The organism is Pseudomonas sp. Irchel s3f19, assembly GCF_900187555.1.
Classification (GTDB): Bacteria; Pseudomonadota; Gammaproteobacteria; order Pseudomonadales; family Pseudomonadaceae; genus Aquipseudomonas; species Aquipseudomonas capeferrum.
In genome coordinates this window covers 165,370-182,136 of the sequence record NZ_FYDW01000002.1, presented here as the reverse complement: position 1 = coordinate 182,136, position 16,767 = coordinate 165,370, and the positions used below count along the sequence as shown (strand labels likewise).

Here is a 16,767-nt window from a genome sequence, read left to right as displayed (position 1 = left end):
CGGCTATTGCGAAGGAAGCGCCAAGCGCTGCCCCGCCATCAACAACGAAAGCCGCGCCAGCCCGGTCCAAGGCGACCCCTCGGCCTGCCCCTTGATCTGCGCATCGATACGCTGGGCATCCTGCAACAGCTGGGCCCAACGCTGCGCGGAAAGGCGCTGCAGTGCTTTGCTGACCAGCGGGCGGCGTTTATCCCACACCGGTGGTCGTGCTTGGCTGAAGGCTTTGTCCAACGGTACGCCCTGGCTGAACTGCTGAGCCAGCCCGGCCAGTTGCCGCAGCTCGCGGGCCAGTGCCCACAGAATCACCGGTGGCTCCACGCCTTCACCGCGCAGCCCTTCGAGCATGCGCAGGGCATGCGCGGCTTCGCCATTGAGAATGGCATCGACCAGCCCGAAGACATCGAAGCGGGCGCTGTCGGCGACTGCCGACTGCACGGTCTCCACGGTGATCTGGTTACCCTCGGCCAGCAGCTTGAGCTTTTCGATTTCCTGGGCGGCGGCCAGCAGGTTGCCTTCGACGCGTGCGGCAATCAGGTCGACCGCATCACGCTGTGCCGAAAGGCCCGCCTGTGACAGCCGCTGGTTGATCCACTGGGGTAGCTGGTGGGCATCTACCGGCCAGATCTGGATGAACTGGCAGTGGGCGCCTTCGATCAGGGCCTTGCCCCATTTGGTCTTCTGCGCGCTGCCGTCGAGCTTGGGCAGGCTGATCAGCAACAGCGTGTCCTCGGCCGGGTTGGCGCAGTATTCCATCAACGCGGCAGCGCCCTTGTCCCCGGGTTTGCCAGAGGGCAGGCGCAGTTCCAGCAGGCGGCGCTGGGCGAACAGGGAAAGGCTGGCACCGGCCTGAAGCAGGGTGCCCCAGTCGAAATTGGCGTCGGCGCTGAACACCTGGCGTTCGTCGAAACCCTGCTGGCGTGCGGCGCCACGGATGGCGTCGGCGGCTTCCTGGCACAGCAACGGGTCGTCGCCACTGACCACGTAGACCGGTGCCAGGGCGCCTTGCAGGTGCTTGTTGAGTTGGGCGGGGGCGAGTTTCATCGGAAACAGGCGGGGCACCGGGGTGCCCCGCGCGGGCTCAGTTGCCCGGAACTTCCAGTGGCGACTGCTGCGGCGTTTCAGCCTGCTGGCTGCGGGCCGCTTCCAGCGCGTCGGCTTCGGCCTTGGCGCGTTCGTCGGCTTTGACCTGCAGCTCGTCCAGTTGGGCCGGGGTCAGCATTTGCAGGCGTACAACCATGGCGTTGACCAGGTCGCGGCGCATTTCTTCACGTGCCCGATTGGCTTCCTGCTCGGAACCGGTGATGTTGGAGGCGTCACGCACGTAGATCTTGCGCACTTCCAGCTTGTCGCTGAGCAGTTCCAGGTTGTTCAGGCCCTGGATGCTGTAGTTCAGCACCGTGGTCAGCTCGTACTCGGCCGAGCGGCTGCCACCGCTGTAGGTCGCGGCGCGCTGGTTTTCCTGCTCGTTGGTCAGGACCAGGCGGTACGGTGCGCCGGCGTGCACGTTGACGCCGCTGCGCTCCAGCACCTGGCGCAGTTCGGTCACGGTTTCGCCATAGGCATTACGTGCACTGACGTCCATCTCCTTGACACTCAGCTCGGTAGAGCCAGTGCCGCGCAGCTGGAAACCGCAGGCGCTGAGCAAAACGGCCAGGCCGATTACCAGCAGATTGCGTTTGATCATGTTGTTGCTCCCTCTTGGGCCTGTACCGCCCGCCCGCAGTGGCTGCGGGCCGGCGTGCCATCAATTGGCGACGATGTTGACCAGCTTGCCCGGCACCACGATGACCTTGCGGATGGTCAGGCCATCGATGAAGCGCAGGACATTCTCGTTGCTGCGGGCGGCGGCTTCGATTTCCTCGCGGCTGGCGGCGGCCGGCATTTCGACCTGGCCACGCAGCTTGCCGTTGACCTGTACCACCAGGACGATGCTGTCCTGCACCAGCGCGCTCTCGTCGACCGCTGGCCAGCCAGCATCGATGACCGCCTGGTCGTGGCCCAGCGCCTTCCACAGTTCGTGGGAGATGTGCGGGGTGATCGGTGCCAGCAGCAGCGTCACGGCTTCCAGGCCTTCCTGCAGCAGGGCGCGGTCCTGTTCGGTGGCTTGCGGGGCCTTTTCCAGCACGTTCATCACGGTCATCACCTGGGCAATGGCGGTGTTGAACTTGTGGTACTGGCCCACGTCGGTGCTGGCCTGCTTGATGGCGGCATGGATGGCGCGACGGATGGTTTTTTGCGCGTCGTCCAGCGCGGCGACATCCAGCGTGCCCGGCAGGCCCTGGTTGACGTGGCCCTGGGCCAGGCGCCAGACACGGCGCAGGAAGCGGCTTGCACCTTCGACGCCGGAGTCGGACCACTCCAGGCTCATGTCTGGTGGCGAGGCGAACATCATGAACAGGCGGCAAGTGTCGGCGCCGTAGGCTTCGATCATCGATTGCGGGTCGACGCCGTTGTTCTTCGACTTCGACATCTTCTCGGTGCCGCCGATTTCCACCGGCAGGCCGTCGGTCTTCAGCCGCGCACCAATGATCTTGGCCTTGGCGTCACGCTCGATTTCGACGTCGGCCGGGTTGAACCAGTCCTTGCCACCGTTGCTGGCGACGCGGTAGTAGGTCTCGGCGACCACCATGCCCTGGGTCAGCAGGTTCTTGAACGGCTCGTTCGACGTGACCAGGCCTTCGTCACGCATCAGCTTGTGGAAGAAGCGCGCGTACAGCAGGTGCAGGATCGCATGCTCGATGCCGCCGATGTACTGGTCGACCGGCAGCCAGTGGTTGGCCGCTTTCGGGTCGACCAGGCCCTGATCGTAGTTTGGCGAGGCGTAGCGGGCGAAGTACCAGGACGACTCGACGAAGGTGTCCATGGTATCGGTTTCGCGCTTGGCCGCGGTGCCGCATTTCGGGCAGGTGCATTCGTAGAATTCTGGCAGGCGCGCCAGTGGCGAGCCGGCGCCGTCCGGTACCACGTTCTCCGGCAGGGTGACCGGCAGTTGGTCTTCCGGTACCGGCACGTCGCCGCAGGACGGGCAGTGGATGATCGGGATCGGGCAGCCCCAGTAGCGCTGACGGCTGATGCCCCAGTCGCGCAGGCGGAACTGGGTACGCGACTTGCCGAGGTCCTTGCGGATCAGGGCGGCCTCGATGGCGTCGAAGGCGCCGGCGAAGTCCAGGCCGTCGAACTCGCCGGAGTTGATCAGCTGGCCATGCTCGCCATAGGCGGCCAGCCACTCGTTGCCGACGTCATCGCCAGCGCTGGTGCGCACCACGGCCTTGACCGGCAGGTTGTACTTGTGGGCGAACTCGAAGTCGCGCTCGTCGTGGGCCGGCACGGCCATCACCGCGCCATCGCCGTAATGCATCAATACGTAGTTGGCGACCCACACCGGCAGCTTCTCGCCGGTCAGCGGGTGGTCGACGAACAGGGAAGTGGGCATGCCCTTCTTCTCCTGGGTGGCCATGTCGGCCTCGGCGACGCTACCGCTCTTGCACGCGTCGATGAACGCCTGCAGCGCCGGGTTGCCCTGGGCGGCCTGGGTGGCCAGCGGGTGTTCGGCGGCGACTGCGACGTAGGTGGCGCCCATCAGTGTGTCGGGGCGGGTGGTGAAGACCTTGAGGGTGCCTTCGTGGCCGATGCTGGCCTGGTCGAACGGGAACTGCACTTCCATGCCGCGCGACTTGCCGATCCAGTTGCGCTGCATGGTCTTGACCTGTTCAGGCCAGCCCGGCAACTCGTCGAGGCTTTCCAGCAGCTCGTCTGCATAGTCGGTGATGCGGAAGTAGTACATCGGGATTTCGCGCTTTTCGATCAGCGCGCCCGAACGCCAGCCGCGGCCGTCGATGACCTGCTCGTTGGCGAGCACGGTCTGGTCGGCCGGGTCCCAGTTGACGGTACCGTTCTTGCGGTAGATGACGCCCTTTTCGAACAGGCGGGTGAACAGCCACTGTTCCCAGCGGTAGTAGTCCGGCTTGCAGGTGGTGACTTCACGTGCCCAGTCGATGGCCAGGCCCAGGCTCTTGAGCTGGGTCTTCATGTAGTCGATGTTTTCGTATGTCCACTTGGCCGGGGCGACGTTGTTTTTCATCGCCGCGTTTTCCGCGGGCATGCCGAAGGCGTCCCAGCCCATCGGCTGCAGGACGTTTTTGCCCAGCATGCGCTGGTAGCGGGCAATCACGTCACCGATGGTGTAGTTGCGCACGTGGCCCATGTGTAGCTTGCCGCTCGGGTACGGGAACATCGATAGGCAATAGTAAGTGTCTTTGCCTGGCTGTTCGGTAACAGCGAACGATTGTTGCTCGTCCCAGAAGTTCTGGGCGGCGGCTTCGATATCACGGGGCGTGTATTGTTCGTGCATGGCTACTTTTGGCTGAGAGAGAAGAGACCTTGTTCCAGGCAGCGGAACCTCGCTGCAACCGGTACTCCGGTGTCGTTTAGAGTGAACGCCGTAGCATACAGCAGCGCCGCGCATCGTGGGAAACCTTGATTGCTAATGGCCGCTGGTCGCGGCAAACGGCTGCTTTTTAGAGTGACGCTAAGCTCAGATGTGGGGGGAGATATTCTGACCTTCAATGAGGTGAACGGATGGGAGAGACGCAGCTACCCGCAATCAAACCGGAGCTTTACGAACGCCTGATCGACCGCCTTGGCCTGGCGCTGGAAGTTGCCAGGACATCGGTGAGATTGCGCGACGAGATGCCAGCCGAGCTGGAGTTGCGTGGCCTTAGCCACGCAGAGTTCGAAGTGATCAAGGCGTACCTGGACACCCTCCCGGAGCGCCAAAATGCCTGTGCCGGCAGTTACCCGCAAGCGGAGCCGACATCGGCCAAGATCATCTGGCTCAAGGACAAGAAACGCCCCGCCAGCACGGCGAGATCCAGGACGCTGCCACATCGTTAGCCGTTCAGGACGCCAGCCGCAGGCCATCGCGCGCCGGTTCTTCAATACACTTCTTACGATCGTCGCCGGCCGCACACTTGTTGCCCGGCGTCGATCCTCTTAGGCTGCACGCCTTCCATGGAGGTGTGGCCGATGCCGATCCGATTCTTCATCAAACAATGGCTGATGCCGCCTGGCGTCCTCTTGCTGCTGCTGTTGGCGGCGTGGTGGCTGCGCAAGCGGCGCCCACGGCTGGCCGGGCTGTGCTTCGCCGTGGGCCTTGGCAGCTTGTGGCTGATGAGCCTGCCGCTTGCCGTGCAGGAATCGGCGCGCCTGCTGGAGACCGAGCCGCCGCTGGCGGTCAGCGAATGGGCGGGCCTTGCGGGCAGGGCGGATGCCATTGTCGTGCTGGGCGCAGGGCGCGAGCGCGGTGACCCGGCCTGGGGTGGCGATGACCAGCCCACCGCAACGGCCCTTGAGCGCATGCGCTTTGCCGCACGGCTGGCCAAGGCCTCGGGTTTGCCGGTGCTGACCAGTGGTGGCTTGCACTATGGCACACCGCCCAGTGAAGCGCGGTTGATGGCCGATCGCTTGCGTGAGGATTTTGCGGTTGAGGTGAAATGGCAAGAGCAGGCCAGCCGCACCACCTGGGAAAATGCCCGGTTCACGGCAGACATTCTGCAGCCGCTGGGTATTCGCCGGGTGGTCGTGGTGACGCAGGCCTGGCATATGCAGCGTTCGCGCTGGAGCTTCGAGCAGGCAGGGTTCGACGTGGTGCCGGCACCGATGGGCTTCCTCGGGCGCGAGCATGCTCGCCCGTTTGCCGGGTTGCTGCCGGAAAGCCGGGCGATGTGGCAGAGCGGGCAGTTGCTTAATGAAGCGGTGGGGTTGGTGGGGTATCGGTTGTTCTACTGATCTCGGAGCTGCTCGGTCTTTGTAGGAGCGGCCTTGCGTCGCGAAAGGGGTGCGTAGCAGCCCCAGGTTCTGTGGCGCAAAAAAGATCGCTGGGGCCGCTACGCAGCCCTTTCGCGACGCAAGGCCGCTCCTACAAAGACTGCGCCGGTCATTAAGGAGGGCGCAGTCAAACAGTCTTGGCAATCCGCCCTGCCAGCAACGCCCACCCGAGCAACAGCACACAGACAATCGCCAGCGGCCACGAACGCCACTGCAGATAAGGCGTCAGCTGCTGCATCGGCACCACCTCGCCATACAGCACCGCCGGCTGGAACTGCGGGATCTGTGTGGTAATGCGCCCAAACGGGTCGATCAGCGCGGTCACACCGTTGTTGGTGGCGCGGATCATCCAGCGGCCGGCTTCCAGTGCGCGCATCTGTGCCATCTGCAGGTGCTGCAGCGGGCCGATCGAGGTGCCGAACCAGGTGTCGTTGCTGATCGTCAGCAGCAGGTCGCTGCGCGCTGCCAGGCTGGCGGCAAACTCGGGGTAGACCACTTCATAGCAGATGTACGGTGCGATCTGGTAACCCTTGGCCTGCAGCAACGGCTGGTCTTCCGGGCCCCGGGCGAAGTCCGACATCGGCAGGTTGAAGAACTCGATCACGCCGCGCAGCATGTCCTGCAAGGGCACGTACTCGCCGAAGGGCACCAGCTTCTGCTTGAGGTAAGTGCCGTCACCTTCACCGGTTACGGTGATGCCGTTGTAGTAGCGGCGCTGGTGGTGCACCACCTCACGCACCGGCACGCCGGTGATCAGCGCCGAATGGCGCTCGGCGGCAAAGCGCCCCATCACGTCGATGTAGCCCTGGGCCTGGTCCTTGAGCACTGGTACCGCAGTTTCGGGCCAGATCAGCAGGTCTACCGGCTTTGAGGTGAAGCTCATGTCACGGTACAGCGCCAGCTGGGCGTCGATGTGGGCCGGGTCCCACTTCAGGTCCTGCGCGACGTTGCCTTGGATGGCGGCCACCTTCAGCGGCTCGCCGACAGGCTTGGTCCAGGCGTGGCCCTTGAGTGCCATGCCCAGTAGCCAGGGGGCCAGCAGCAGCACGCCGGCGACGGCCAGGAACGAGGGCCGGGCACGCAGGCGGGGCAAGTTGCACAGCAACGCGGCGCTAAGCGCCAGGGTGAACGAGATCAGCCATACACCCCCCAGCGGCGCAAGGCCCGCCAGCGGGCCGTCGAGCTGGCTGTAGCCGGCATAAAGCCAAGGGAAGCCGGTGAGGAACCAGCCGCGGAAGGCCTCCTGCAGCAGCCACAGGGCCGCGAAGCACAAGGCATCAGCCAGTGGCGCCTCATTGCGCCGCAGCCAGCGCGCCCACAGCCACGCGGGCAGGGCGAAGAACCAGGCCAGGGCGGCGAAGAACGCCAACAGCAGCAGGATCGCCAGCAGCGGCGAGGCGCCGCCGTAGGTGGTCATGCTGACGTAGATCCACCAGGTGCCGGCGCCGTACAGGCCGAAACCGAAACACCAGCCACGGCCCATGGCCTGGCGCGGGCTGAGCTCGCGCAGGCCAAGGTAGAGCAGGGCGATGGACAAAAGGGCCAGCGGCCAGATGTCGAATGGCGCCAGGGCCAGGAGGGTGGAAGCGCCGGCCGCCATGGCCAGCAGGTTACCGGGCCAGCCGGGGCGGGTGATCCAACGCATGATTGTCCTTAGCGGGTGATCGGTGTCAGGCGCAGCAAGTGTACCCGCCGGCTGTCGGCATTGAGAATGCGGAACTTGTAGGCGCCGATCTCGGTGGTTTCGTTGCGCTTGGGCAGGTGCCCGAACGCGCTCATCACCAGGCCGCCAACGGTGTCGAATTCGTCATCGGAGAAGCTGCTGTCGAAGAACTCGTTGAAGTTCTCGATCGGCGTCAGTGCCTTGACCAGGAAGTCGCCGCTGGGCAGCGGCTTGATGTAGCTGTCTTCCTCGACGTCATGCTCGTCTTCGATGTCGCCGACGATCTGTTCCAGTACGTCTTCGATGGTCACCAGGCCCGCCACACCGCCGTATTCGTCGATGACCACGGCCATGTGGTTATGGTTGGCACGGAACTCGCGCAACAGCACGTTCAGGCGCTTGGACTCGGGCACGAAGGTAGCCGGGCGCAGCAGGTCCTTGATGTTGAAACTGTCGCCGTTCTCTTTGAGGATCAGCGGCAGCAGGTCCTTGGCGAGCAGGATGCCCAGCACATCGTCGTGGCTTTCGCCGATCACCGGGTAGCGCGAGTGCGCGGCGTCGATCACCGCCGGCAGGAACTCGCGAGGCGACTGGCTGGCCTTGATGCTGATCATTTGCGAGCGCGGCACCATGATGTCGCGCACCTGCAGGTCAGCAACCTGGATGGCGCCTTCGACGATGGTCAGCGCTTCGCTGTCGAGCAGCTTGTTCTGATGGGCTTCGCGCAGCAGCTCTAGGAGCTCCTGGCGGTTTTTCGGCTCATGGGCAAAAGCCTGGGTCAGTTTACCCAACCAGGACTTTTGCCCGTTGCTCGATCGATCTTCGCTCATGGCGGTTACTCGTGATCCTTGCAGTGTCAGTGTGTGATTGAATCGGTTTCGTCGTCGGCATAGGGGTCCGGGTGGCCCAGTTCTGCCAGCAATTCTCGTTCCAGGGCTTCCATTTCCTCGGCTTCTTCATCGTCGATATGGTCGTAACCGAGCAGATGCAGGCAGCCGTGGATTACCAGGTGCGCCCAATGCGCCTCCAGGGCCTTGCCCTGTTCGGCGGCTTCGCGCTCGACCACCGCCACGCAGATCACCAGGTCGCCCAGCAATGGGATATCGAGCAGGTCATCGGGCACGTCGGCGGGGAACGACAACACATTGGTCGCGTAGTCCTTGTGCCGGTAGGTGTGGTTCAGCTCGCGGCCTTCGGTTTCATCGACCAGGCGAATGGTCATTTCCGAGTCGGCTGTGCGCTGGCGAAGGGCCAGCTCGCACCAGCGACGGAAGGCGGCATCATCAGGAACGGCGGCGTCCGTGGCCCGTTGCAGGTCGAGTTCAAGCATCTTTGCCGGGTGCCTCTAGCTGGGCCTGACGGCCTTCGAAGCGGTCGTAGGCCTCGACGATGCGTTGCACCAGTGGGTGACGAACCACATCTTTGGGTTGGAAATGGGTAAAGCTGATACCCGGAACGTCCCTGAGCACGTCGATCACATGCGCCAGGCCCGACTTGGTGCCACGCGGCAGGTCGACCTGGGTGATGTCACCGGTGATCACCGCAGTCGAGCCGAAGCCGATGCGGGTAAGGAACATCTTCATCTGCTCAAGCGTGGTGTTCTGGCTCTCGTCGAGGATGATGAAGCTGTTGTTCAGGGTGCGGCCACGCATGTAGGCCAGCGGGGCGATCTCGATCACCTGGCGCTCGATCAGCTTGGCCACGTGCTCGAAGCCCAGCATTTCGTAGAGCGCGTCATACAGCGGGCGCAGGTACGGGTCGATCTTCTGTGCCAGGTCGCCGGGCAGGAAGCCGAGCTTCTCGCCCGCCTCGACCGCCGGGCGCACCAGCAGGATGCGGCGCACCTGTTCGCGCTCCAGGGCATCCACGGCGCAGGCCACGGCCAGGTAAGTCTTGCCAGTACCGGCCGGGCCAACGCCGAAGTTGATGTCGTTGGCCAGGATTTCCTTGACGTAGCGCTGCTGGTTGACGCCGCGCGGGCGAATATTGCCCTTGCGCGTGCGCAACGAGACGCTGACCTCGTTGACCGCCGGGTTGTCGATGTTCTCGACGGTCGACTCCTGCAGGTACAGGTGGACGGTTTCCGGCGACAGGTCAGTGGCCTTGGCCTCGCGATAGAGGCGGCGCAGCAGCTGTTCAGCAGCGGAAGTGGTCTTGGGTTCGCCGATCAGTTCGAACTGATTGCCGCGGTTGCGGATCTCGATGGCCAAGCGTTGTTCGATCAGGCGCAGGTGCTCGTCGAACTGGCCGCACAAGTTGGCGAAACGGTGGGCCTCGAAAGGTTCGAGGATGAAACGATGGGGTTCTATGGGTGCGTTCAAGGTCGTTTTTAGCCGCCCGACGGCAATGGATGTGAGCTCAAGAATAACCCTTGAATGGCAGTGGCGAAAGCACTGAAACGATCAAGGGTCTTGCGGCCTGTGCCGGCCCATCGTGGGCTTGCCTGCGAAGCGGCCGGCACTGCTATGATGCGCGCCTTTTCCTACACATGGGTTATCCCGCCAAACATGAGCAAACGCGAACCCGCCATCTATAAAGTGATCTTCCTCAACCAGGGGCAGGTCTTCGAGATGTATGCCAAGCAGATCTTCCAGAGCGACCTGTGGGGCTTTCTGGAAATCGAAGAGTTCGTCTTCGGCGAGCGCACCCAGGTGGTGGTCGACCCCAGTGAGGAAAAACTCAAGAGCCAGTTCGAAGGTGTGATCCGCAGCTTTGTGCCGATGCATTCGATCGTGCGCATCGATGAGGTCGAGCGCCTGGGCACGGCGAAGATCAGCGAAGCCAAGGGCGGCGGCAACGTGATGCCGTTCCCCATGCCGATGCCGGAGAAGTAGGGCGGTTCAGGGCAGTGGCGAGAACGGCGTGCGGCCTTCGGCGTTCTGCAGTTCGAGCAGGTACTTGCGGAAGATCTGGCCGAGCACCTGGGTGGCATGCTCCAGTTCGTCGCGGGGCATCTGTTCGGTGACTTCGTCGGCCATGTCCAGCGCATCCTCAGCACCGTTGACTGCCGCCATTTTCAGCAGAATGTAGGCCTGCACATTGTTGGCCTTGACCCCTTCGCCCCGGTAGAACATGGCGCCAAGGCGATATTGAGCCTGGGCGTGGCCTTGCAGCGAGGCCTTCTGGAACCAGTTCAGCGCCTTGTTCAGGTCTTTCGGCGTCTGGGTGTAGTAGTACTCGCCCAGTTCGAACTGCGCCTGGGCATCCCCCGTCGTCGCCGTCTGCTCGCAAGCCTTGAGGGCATTGGCGAGGTCTTCTGGCTGAACATTCAGGGTGCAGCGGCCCGTCGCTGGAATCAGCAACGAGTTACCGCCCTCCGCCAGGGCCAGCAGGGGCTGAAGAAGCAACAGGCAGCCCAGGGTCAGGGCGCGGCCGGTGCGGTTCATGGGGATCGACTTACCTCTGCAAAGCTGCGGCCAATGTCTCTGGTGGCACATTATGGGATAAGCAACGCCAACCTTACAAAGTTTTACTCGAATTTCTGCATGGGTGGGGGAGTTGGCTGATTGTCTCGGTTTTTTTTGCGCCTGCACCCGCCGCCTGGTGGGTGCAGGCAACGCCACTTACTTGAGTTTCGCGAACGCTCGCTCAGCCGCATCCAGGGTGATCTGCAGCTCTTTGTCACCGTGGGCGATGGAGGTGAAACCGGCCTCGAACGCACTCGGCGCCAGGTACACGCCACCTTCGAGCATCAGGTGGAAGAAGCGCTTGAAGCGGTCTGCATCGCTGGCCATCACGTCGTCGAAGGTGACGATGTCGTCGGCGCCACTGAAGTACAGGCCGAACATGGCACCCGCCTGCGTGGTGACGAACGGCACGCCAGCGGCATCGGCGCGTTGCTGCAGGCCGTCGAGCATGCGGCTGGTGAAGTCGGTCAGCTCGGCGTGGAACCCAGGGCGGCTGATCAGCTTCAGCGTGGTCAGGCCGGCGGCCATGGCCAGCGGGTTGCCCGACAGGGTGCCGGCCTGGTAGACCGGGCCGAGCGGGGCGATGCAGCCCATGATCTCGCGCTTGCCGCCGAAGCAGCCGACGGGCATGCCGCCGCCGACGATCTTGCCGAAGGTCGACAGGTCAGGGGTGATGCCATAGTGACCTTGGGCGCCGCCCAGCGAGACGCGGAAGCCGGTCATCACTTCGTCGAAGATCAACACTACACCGTGCTTGTCGCACTGCTCACGCAGGCCTTCGAGGAAGCCTGGCGCGGGCGGTACGCAGTTCATGTTGCCGGCGACCGGCTCGACGATGATGCAGGCCACGGTCTGGCCGACGTCGGCCAGGGTCTTCTCGACCGCGGCAATGTCGTTGAACGGCAGGGTCAGGGTGTGTTTGGCGAAGTCCGCCGGTACGCCCGCCGAGCTTGGCACGCCTTGGGTCAGCAGGCCCGAGCCTGCCTTGACCAGCAGGCTGTCGGAGTGGCCGTGGTAGCAGCCTTCGAACTTGATGATGGCGTCGCGGCCGGTGTAGCCACGGGCCAGGCGGATGGCGCTCATGGTGGCTTCGGTGCCGGAGCTGACCATGCGCACCATCTCCATCGATGGCACGAGCGAGCAGACCAGGTCGGCCATCTCGGTCTCCATGGCCGTCGGTGCGCCATAGGACAGGCCGTGCTGCAGCTGGTTACGCACCGCGTCGAGTACTTCAGGGTGGCCGTGGCCGAGGATCATCGGGCCCCAGGAGCCGACGTAGTCGACGTAGCGCTTGTCATCTTCGTCAACGACATAAGCGCCTTCGGCATGCTTGAAGAACAGGGGCGTGCCGCCAACGCTCTTGAACGCGCGGACCGGCGAGTTGACGCCGCCCGGGATGTGCTTCTGGGCTTGGGCGAACAGGGATTCGGAACGGGACATGGGATCTTCTCTCGAAATCAGGAAGCGAACAGGGCATTGAAGGCACGGGCGCGGCGGGTGACTTCCTGCGCGCTATCGGTACCAAACAAGCCGTGGATCACTGCCAGCAGGTCGGCGCCATGGGCGACCAACGGGGCAGCGTTGTCGAGGGTGACGCCGCCGATCACGGCGATCGGCAGCTTGACCTGGGCGCGGGCCTGCTCCAGCAGGTCAAGGCTGGCGGCCGGCGCGCCCGGCTTGGTCACGGAGTTGAAAAACCGCCCGAAGGCCACGTAGCTGGCGCCTTCGCTGGCGGCCTGCCGGGCCAGGTCGAGCTGGGCGTGGCAGGTCGAGCCGATGATGGCGTTGCGACCGAGCAGGGCGCGGGCCGGGGTGAGTGGGCCGTCGGTCTGGCCCAGGTGTACACCCACGCCCAGGCGGGCGGCCAGTTCGGCATCATCGTTGATGATCAGTTGGGTATCGTAGCGCTCGCACAGGCGCATCAGTGCTTCGGCTTCACGCAGGCGGCGGGCCGCGTCGTCACTCTTGTCGCGGTACTGCAGCAGGCACACGCCGCCCTCCAGCGCCGCTTCGACATGAGACAGGAAACGGCCGGCGAGCAGCTGGCTGTCGGTGATTGCATACATACCGCGTAGATTCATCTGAAAGCCTCGTATCAGGAGCAGAAGTCCAGGGGCAGACGGCGTGGTACGAACTGGCCGCGGCCCAGTTGCTCGGCGTCACGCAGGGTCCGCCAGGTGTAGTCCAGGGCGCTGCGTACAGCGCTTTGCAGCTGTTCGCCGAGGGCCAGTCGGCCAGCCAGGGCACTGGCCAGGGTGCAGCCCGAGCCATGATAGCTGCCAGGCAGGCGCTGGCAGGTCCAGGTATGGGGCTGGCCGTCGCGGCTGTACAGGCGGTTGTGGATTTCGTCTTCGTCGCCGTGACCGCCGGTAATCAGCAGGTGTCTACAGAACGGCAACAGTTTCTCGGCACACTCGTCAGCCGTGCCTTCCGGCAGTTCGGCCAGAATGCGCGCTTCCGGCAGGTTGGGCGTGGCGATGGTCGCCAGCGGCAGCAGGCGCTCGCGCACGGCATAGCCGACCTCGTCCTTGCCCAGGCGGCCACCGCCGCCGGCACGCAGCACCGGGTCGCAGACCAACGGCAGGTGCGGGTGGGCAGCCAGCAGTTCGGCGACGGTATCGACCATGTCGATCGAACCCAGCATGCCCAGCTTGACGGCGGCCACCGTGGAGTCGGCCAGCACGGCGTTGGCCTGGGCCAGCACCCACTCGCGGTCGAGTACGCGGAAGTCGGAAACGTTGACGGTATCCTGGACGGTCAGGGCGGTCACCGCAGGTGCGGCGTGACAGCCTTGGGCGATCAGGGCTTCGATATCTGCCTGCAAGCCGGCGCCGCCACTGGGGTCGTGGCCGGAGAGACAGAGGACAACGGGGCGGGAGCTGTAGGTATTCATGGGCGGCGAGCTTACCACCAAACCTATTTGTGGGGATCGTCCTACAAACGGGTTTTGTTGATCGAGTGGTCAGATTTAGTTGTGTGAATCTTCTGAAAGTATTGATTTAGAGCTGTTTTATCGTGATTGCAGGTGGTCGATTGCCAGGTGGGAAAGCTATGCTAGAGTGCTCGGATAACTCGACAAACGGGTTCTGCCGGATTACGTCGTCTCAAACGGATGGGAGGCAACCGCGACGCGACCGGACAGGCCATGCTGGGGCTGTATGCGCTATTTGCTGATTGTGCTTCTGGGCTTGTTGCCTGTGCTGGCCGGGGCGGTCGAATTCGACGATGCCACCCGCCACCTTCCGTTGGGCCAGGCCATGCAGGTCTTCGAGGACCATGATGGCAGCGCCAGCATCGCCGAGGTCAGTGCGCCTGCGTTCGCCAAGCGGTTTCGCGCCCACCACGAGCCGGTGTTGAACGCCGGTTACTCCACATCGGTGTTCTGGCTGAAGATCGACTTGCACTACCTGGCATCGGCCACTGCCTCGCCCCGTGAATGGCTGCTGGAACTGGCCTACCCCCCCCTGGACCACCTTGAGCTGTACCTGCCCGACAGTGCCGGCGCCTACCGCCTGGCCCAGCGCACGGGCGACGCCTTGCCCTACGCCAGCCGGCAGATCCGGCAGAACAACTACCTGTTCGAGTTGCCGCTGCGCCCTGGCCAGGCGCTTACCGTCTACCTGCGCCTGCACAGCCAGGGGTCGGTGCAGGCACCGCTGGCGTTATGGTCCGCCGAAGCCTATATGGAGGACCAGCCGACTCGCCTGTACGTGTTGGGCATGATCTACGGCGTGCTGCTGGTGATGCTGGTGTACAACCTGTTCATCTACCTCAGCGTGCGGGATGTCAGCTACCTCTATTACATCCTCTATATTGCGTCGTTCGGCCTTTACCAGGTCTCGGTGAACGGTGCGGGGGTCGCCTACTTCTGGCCGGACAGCCCCTGGTGGGCGAATGCTTCGACACCGCTGTTCATTGGCGCCGCCGGCTTGTTTGGCTGCCAGTTTGCGCGGCATTTTCTGCAACTGGGCACGATCAGCCGAGGCTTCGACCGGTTGCTGCAACTGTTGATGCTCGGTGGCGCGGTGGTGATGGTGCTGGCCGTGAGCATGCCGTATGGCATCGCCCTGCGCATGGCCACGGTGCTGGCGCTGCTGTTTACGGTCAGCATCTTTACTGCCGGTGTGTATGCCTGGTCGCGCGGCTTGCGGGTAGCGCGCTGGTTCATCATCGCCTGGTCGGCGTTTTTGCTGGGCGGGCTGGTCAACACCTTGATGGTGCTGGGTTACCTGCCGAACCTGTTCATCACCATGTATGCCAGCCAGTTGGGTTCGGCCCTGGAAGTGGCGCTGCTGTCACTGGCGCTGGCCGACCGTATCAACAGCCTGCGCGAGCAGCAGGCGCAAACCTTGCGTGAAACCGGGCGAACGCTGGAGCAACTGAACCTTGAACTGGCCCGGAGCAACCGCATGAAGGACGAGTTCCTGGCCAGCGTGACCCATGAGCTGCGCACACCGATGAATGGTGTGATCGGTTCGCTGGAGCTGATGCACACGCTGCCGATGGACGCCGAGATGGCCCAGTACCATCGCACGGCGGCAGGTTCGGCGCAGGGCATGATGGACATGGTCGACGACATCCTCACCCTTTCCGAATTGCAAGGTGGTCGCCTGCGTGCGCAGCCTGCGCCGTTCAGTTTGCGCAACCTGCTGCAGGGCCTGCGTGCCGCGCATGCCGGCCAGGCGCTGGGCAAAGGGTTGTACCTGAGCCTGGACATCCCCGCCGAGCTGCCGGATGCGCTGCTGGGTGATGCGCAAAAACTCAGCCGCTGCCTGGGTTGCCTGCTCGACAACGGCCTGAAGTTCACCCATCAGGGCGGGGTCATGCTGCAAGTGCGCGGTCGACACCTGGGGCCGGACAACCTGGCGCTCACCTTCACGGTCAGCGACAGTGGTATCGGCTTTGATGATCTTGACCAGGCGGCCCTTTATCAGCGTTTTTATCAGCTCGATGGTTCCATGACCCGGCGTTATGGCGGGCTGGGGATTGGCTTGTCGATTTGCCGGCAGATGGGCGAGTTGTTGGGGGCGACGTTGTCGCATGACTCGACACGGGGGTTGGGGAGCCGGTTCGAGCTGACGATGAAAGTCGCGATATCGCAGGTGCAGTTGCCTGCGCACTCGCTGCAGACGCGTCGCTCGTTCTAGGTATATCGATAGCGGGGACGACGCGTTTGGGGCTGACAGTTCAGCGATCGGGGGACTTGTCGATGACCGGCTTGATGGATGGTGATCGGCAGATGCTCTGGGCTTCGCACTACTTCACAGCCATGGCCAAGGCGTTGCTGGATGATGCCGAGTTGGGCTTGATGCGCTGATTTTTGTATCGGTTGTACCGCCCCTTGCGCGGGTGAACCCGCTCCCACAGGAGTTGTGCTTAGCCTGGAAGATGCGCGCTCCGTGTGGGTGTGGGTTTATCCGCAAAGTAGCTGTACGATCAGCTAATCTGGTGGGGATCGACCAGTAAGTAGCTTAGCTATATAGTTGGCGTCTTTGGGCACGTGGGCTTGTGATTTGGTGTTGTGCTTTTTACGTTTCGTCTCTTATTTTATCAGCTTTATTAGGTAATATCCCGCTACCCAGGCAACGCCAAGGGTGTTTAATGAAGATGCAATGAGTATTTTTCTTCTCAAATGTCTGGGGAATTGTAAGTGGTCTTGCTCATCCAGTAGCCCTCTACGAATGCTTGAGGCGGGGGATCCAATGGCGCCAGCGATTACAGAAATAACTAGAATTCTGGAACCTATTTTTTTCTCTCCCCACATGCCGGTCGCAAATGGAAGGCACGCGCTCCGTTGGAGTGCTGAGGTCATTTCTTTATACTGGCGAGAGCAAGCGATGTGAAGGTCAGATACAATCCCGATCAAGGCGA

The 16,767-nt window shown here is 63.3% G+C and carries 15 protein-coding genes and 1 pseudogene; 5 read left to right on the top strand and 11 right to left on the bottom strand.

Translation table 11 applies throughout. The features are described from left to right. Positions 1-3: 3 nt before the first annotated feature. Genes holA through leuS form a run of 3 tightly spaced genes read right to left on the bottom strand, consistent with a single transcriptional unit; the run spans position 4 to position 4,351 of the window. The gene (gene holA / locus CKW22_RS04750; protein ID WP_033701710.1) at positions 4-1,041 is read right to left on the bottom strand and encodes a DNA polymerase III subunit delta; all 1,038 of its coding nucleotides are present in this window, start codon (positions 1,039-1,041) and stop codon (positions 4-6) included. 37 nt (positions 1,042-1,078) lie between these two features. Beyond that, positions 1,079-1,684 (bottom strand): LPS assembly lipoprotein LptE, encoded by a 606-nt coding sequence (lptE, locus tag CKW22_RS04745; RefSeq protein WP_033701709.1) that lies wholly within the window; start codon positions 1,682-1,684, stop codon positions 1,079-1,081. A 60-nt stretch (positions 1,685-1,744) separates the two neighbouring features. Next, positions 1,745-4,351: a leucine--tRNA ligase gene (gene leuS / locus CKW22_RS04740; protein WP_033701708.1), complete on the bottom strand. Its 2,607-nt coding sequence runs from the start codon at positions 4,349-4,351 to the stop codon at positions 1,745-1,747. Positions 4,352-4,578: 227 nt separating this feature from the next. On the opposite strand from leuS, the gene CKW22_RS04735 reads away from it, so the two are divergent. Both CKW22_RS04735 and CKW22_RS04730 read left to right on the top strand, forming a co-directional pair. Next, the gene (locus tag CKW22_RS04735) at positions 4,579-4,893 is read left to right on the top strand and encodes a hypothetical protein (protein ID WP_047582388.1); all 315 of its coding nucleotides are present in this window, start codon (positions 4,579-4,581) and stop codon (positions 4,891-4,893) included. Positions 4,894-5,025: 132 nt separating this feature from the next. Then, on the top strand, positions 5,026-5,787 hold the full coding sequence (locus CKW22_RS04730) for a YdcF family protein (RefSeq protein ID WP_095063858.1): 762 nt from the start codon (positions 5,026-5,028) through the stop codon (positions 5,785-5,787). A gap of 166 nt (positions 5,788-5,953) precedes the next feature. Here CKW22_RS04730 and lnt read toward each other — a convergent pair whose 3' ends face one another. The 4 genes from lnt to CKW22_RS04710 are packed head-to-tail and all read right to left on the bottom strand — an operon-like array spanning position 5,954 to position 9,810. After that, on the bottom strand, positions 5,954-7,471 hold the full coding sequence (gene lnt, locus CKW22_RS04725; RefSeq protein WP_033701705.1) for an apolipoprotein N-acyltransferase: 1,518 nt from the start codon (positions 7,469-7,471) through the stop codon (positions 5,954-5,956). Positions 7,472-7,479: 8 nt separating this feature from the next. Further along, positions 7,480-8,319, bottom strand: coding sequence for an HlyC/CorC family transporter (locus CKW22_RS04720; protein WP_033701704.1), 840 nt, complete (start codon positions 8,317-8,319; stop codon positions 7,480-7,482). A 26-nt stretch (positions 8,320-8,345) separates the two neighbouring features. Continuing rightward, positions 8,346-8,819: an rRNA maturation RNase YbeY gene (ybeY, locus tag CKW22_RS04715; protein WP_033701702.1), complete on the bottom strand. Its 474-nt coding sequence runs from the start codon at positions 8,817-8,819 to the stop codon at positions 8,346-8,348. Then, positions 8,812-9,810, bottom strand: a complete 999-nt coding sequence (locus tag CKW22_RS04710; protein ID WP_033701701.1) for a PhoH family protein — start codon at positions 9,808-9,810, stop codon at positions 8,812-8,814. Before CKW22_RS04710 ends, ybeY begins: the two co-directional genes overlap by 8 nt. Before the next feature lie 186 nt (positions 9,811-9,996). Between CKW22_RS04710 and CKW22_RS04705 the strand changes: the two genes are divergently transcribed. Further along, positions 9,997-10,323: a DUF1820 family protein gene (locus CKW22_RS04705; RefSeq protein WP_033702578.1), complete on the top strand. Its 327-nt coding sequence runs from the start codon at positions 9,997-9,999 to the stop codon at positions 10,321-10,323. Positions 10,324-10,329: 6 nt separating this feature from the next. Here the strand turns inward: CKW22_RS04705 and CKW22_RS04700 are convergent, their stop codons facing one another. The 4 genes from CKW22_RS04700 to CKW22_RS04685 form a co-directional block, all read right to left on the bottom strand. Next, positions 10,330-10,875, bottom strand: coding sequence for a tetratricopeptide repeat protein (locus tag CKW22_RS04700; protein ID WP_033701700.1), 546 nt, complete (start codon positions 10,873-10,875; stop codon positions 10,330-10,332). A 177-nt stretch (positions 10,876-11,052) separates the two neighbouring features. After that, complete coding sequence (gene hemL, locus CKW22_RS04695; protein WP_033701699.1) at positions 11,053-12,336, bottom strand: glutamate-1-semialdehyde 2,1-aminomutase; 1,284 nt, start codon at positions 12,334-12,336, stop codon at positions 11,053-11,055. A 17-nt stretch (positions 12,337-12,353) separates the two neighbouring features. Beyond that, the gene (gene thiE / locus CKW22_RS04690; RefSeq protein ID WP_095063857.1) at positions 12,354-12,977 is read right to left on the bottom strand and encodes a thiamine phosphate synthase; all 624 of its coding nucleotides are present in this window, start codon (positions 12,975-12,977) and stop codon (positions 12,354-12,356) included. A 14-nt stretch (positions 12,978-12,991) separates the two neighbouring features. Next, positions 12,992-13,789 (bottom strand): hydroxymethylpyrimidine/phosphomethylpyrimidine kinase, encoded by a 798-nt coding sequence (locus CKW22_RS04685; RefSeq protein WP_033701697.1) that lies wholly within the window; start codon positions 13,787-13,789, stop codon positions 12,992-12,994. A 265-nt stretch (positions 13,790-14,054) separates the two neighbouring features. On the opposite strand from CKW22_RS04685, the gene CKW22_RS04680 reads away from it, so the two are divergent. Both CKW22_RS04680 and CKW22_RS27220 read left to right on the top strand, forming a co-directional pair. Next, positions 14,055-16,043 carry a hybrid sensor histidine kinase/response regulator gene (locus CKW22_RS04680; RefSeq protein WP_033701696.1) on the top strand — a complete coding sequence of 663 codons (1,989 nt, stop codon included), beginning with the start codon at positions 14,055-14,057 and terminating at the stop codon, positions 16,041-16,043. 53 nt (positions 16,044-16,096) lie between these two features. After that, positions 16,097-16,213, top strand: a pseudogene (locus tag CKW22_RS27220) (DUF3077 domain-containing protein); the annotation flags it as partial. Positions 16,214-16,767 lie beyond the last annotated feature (554 nt).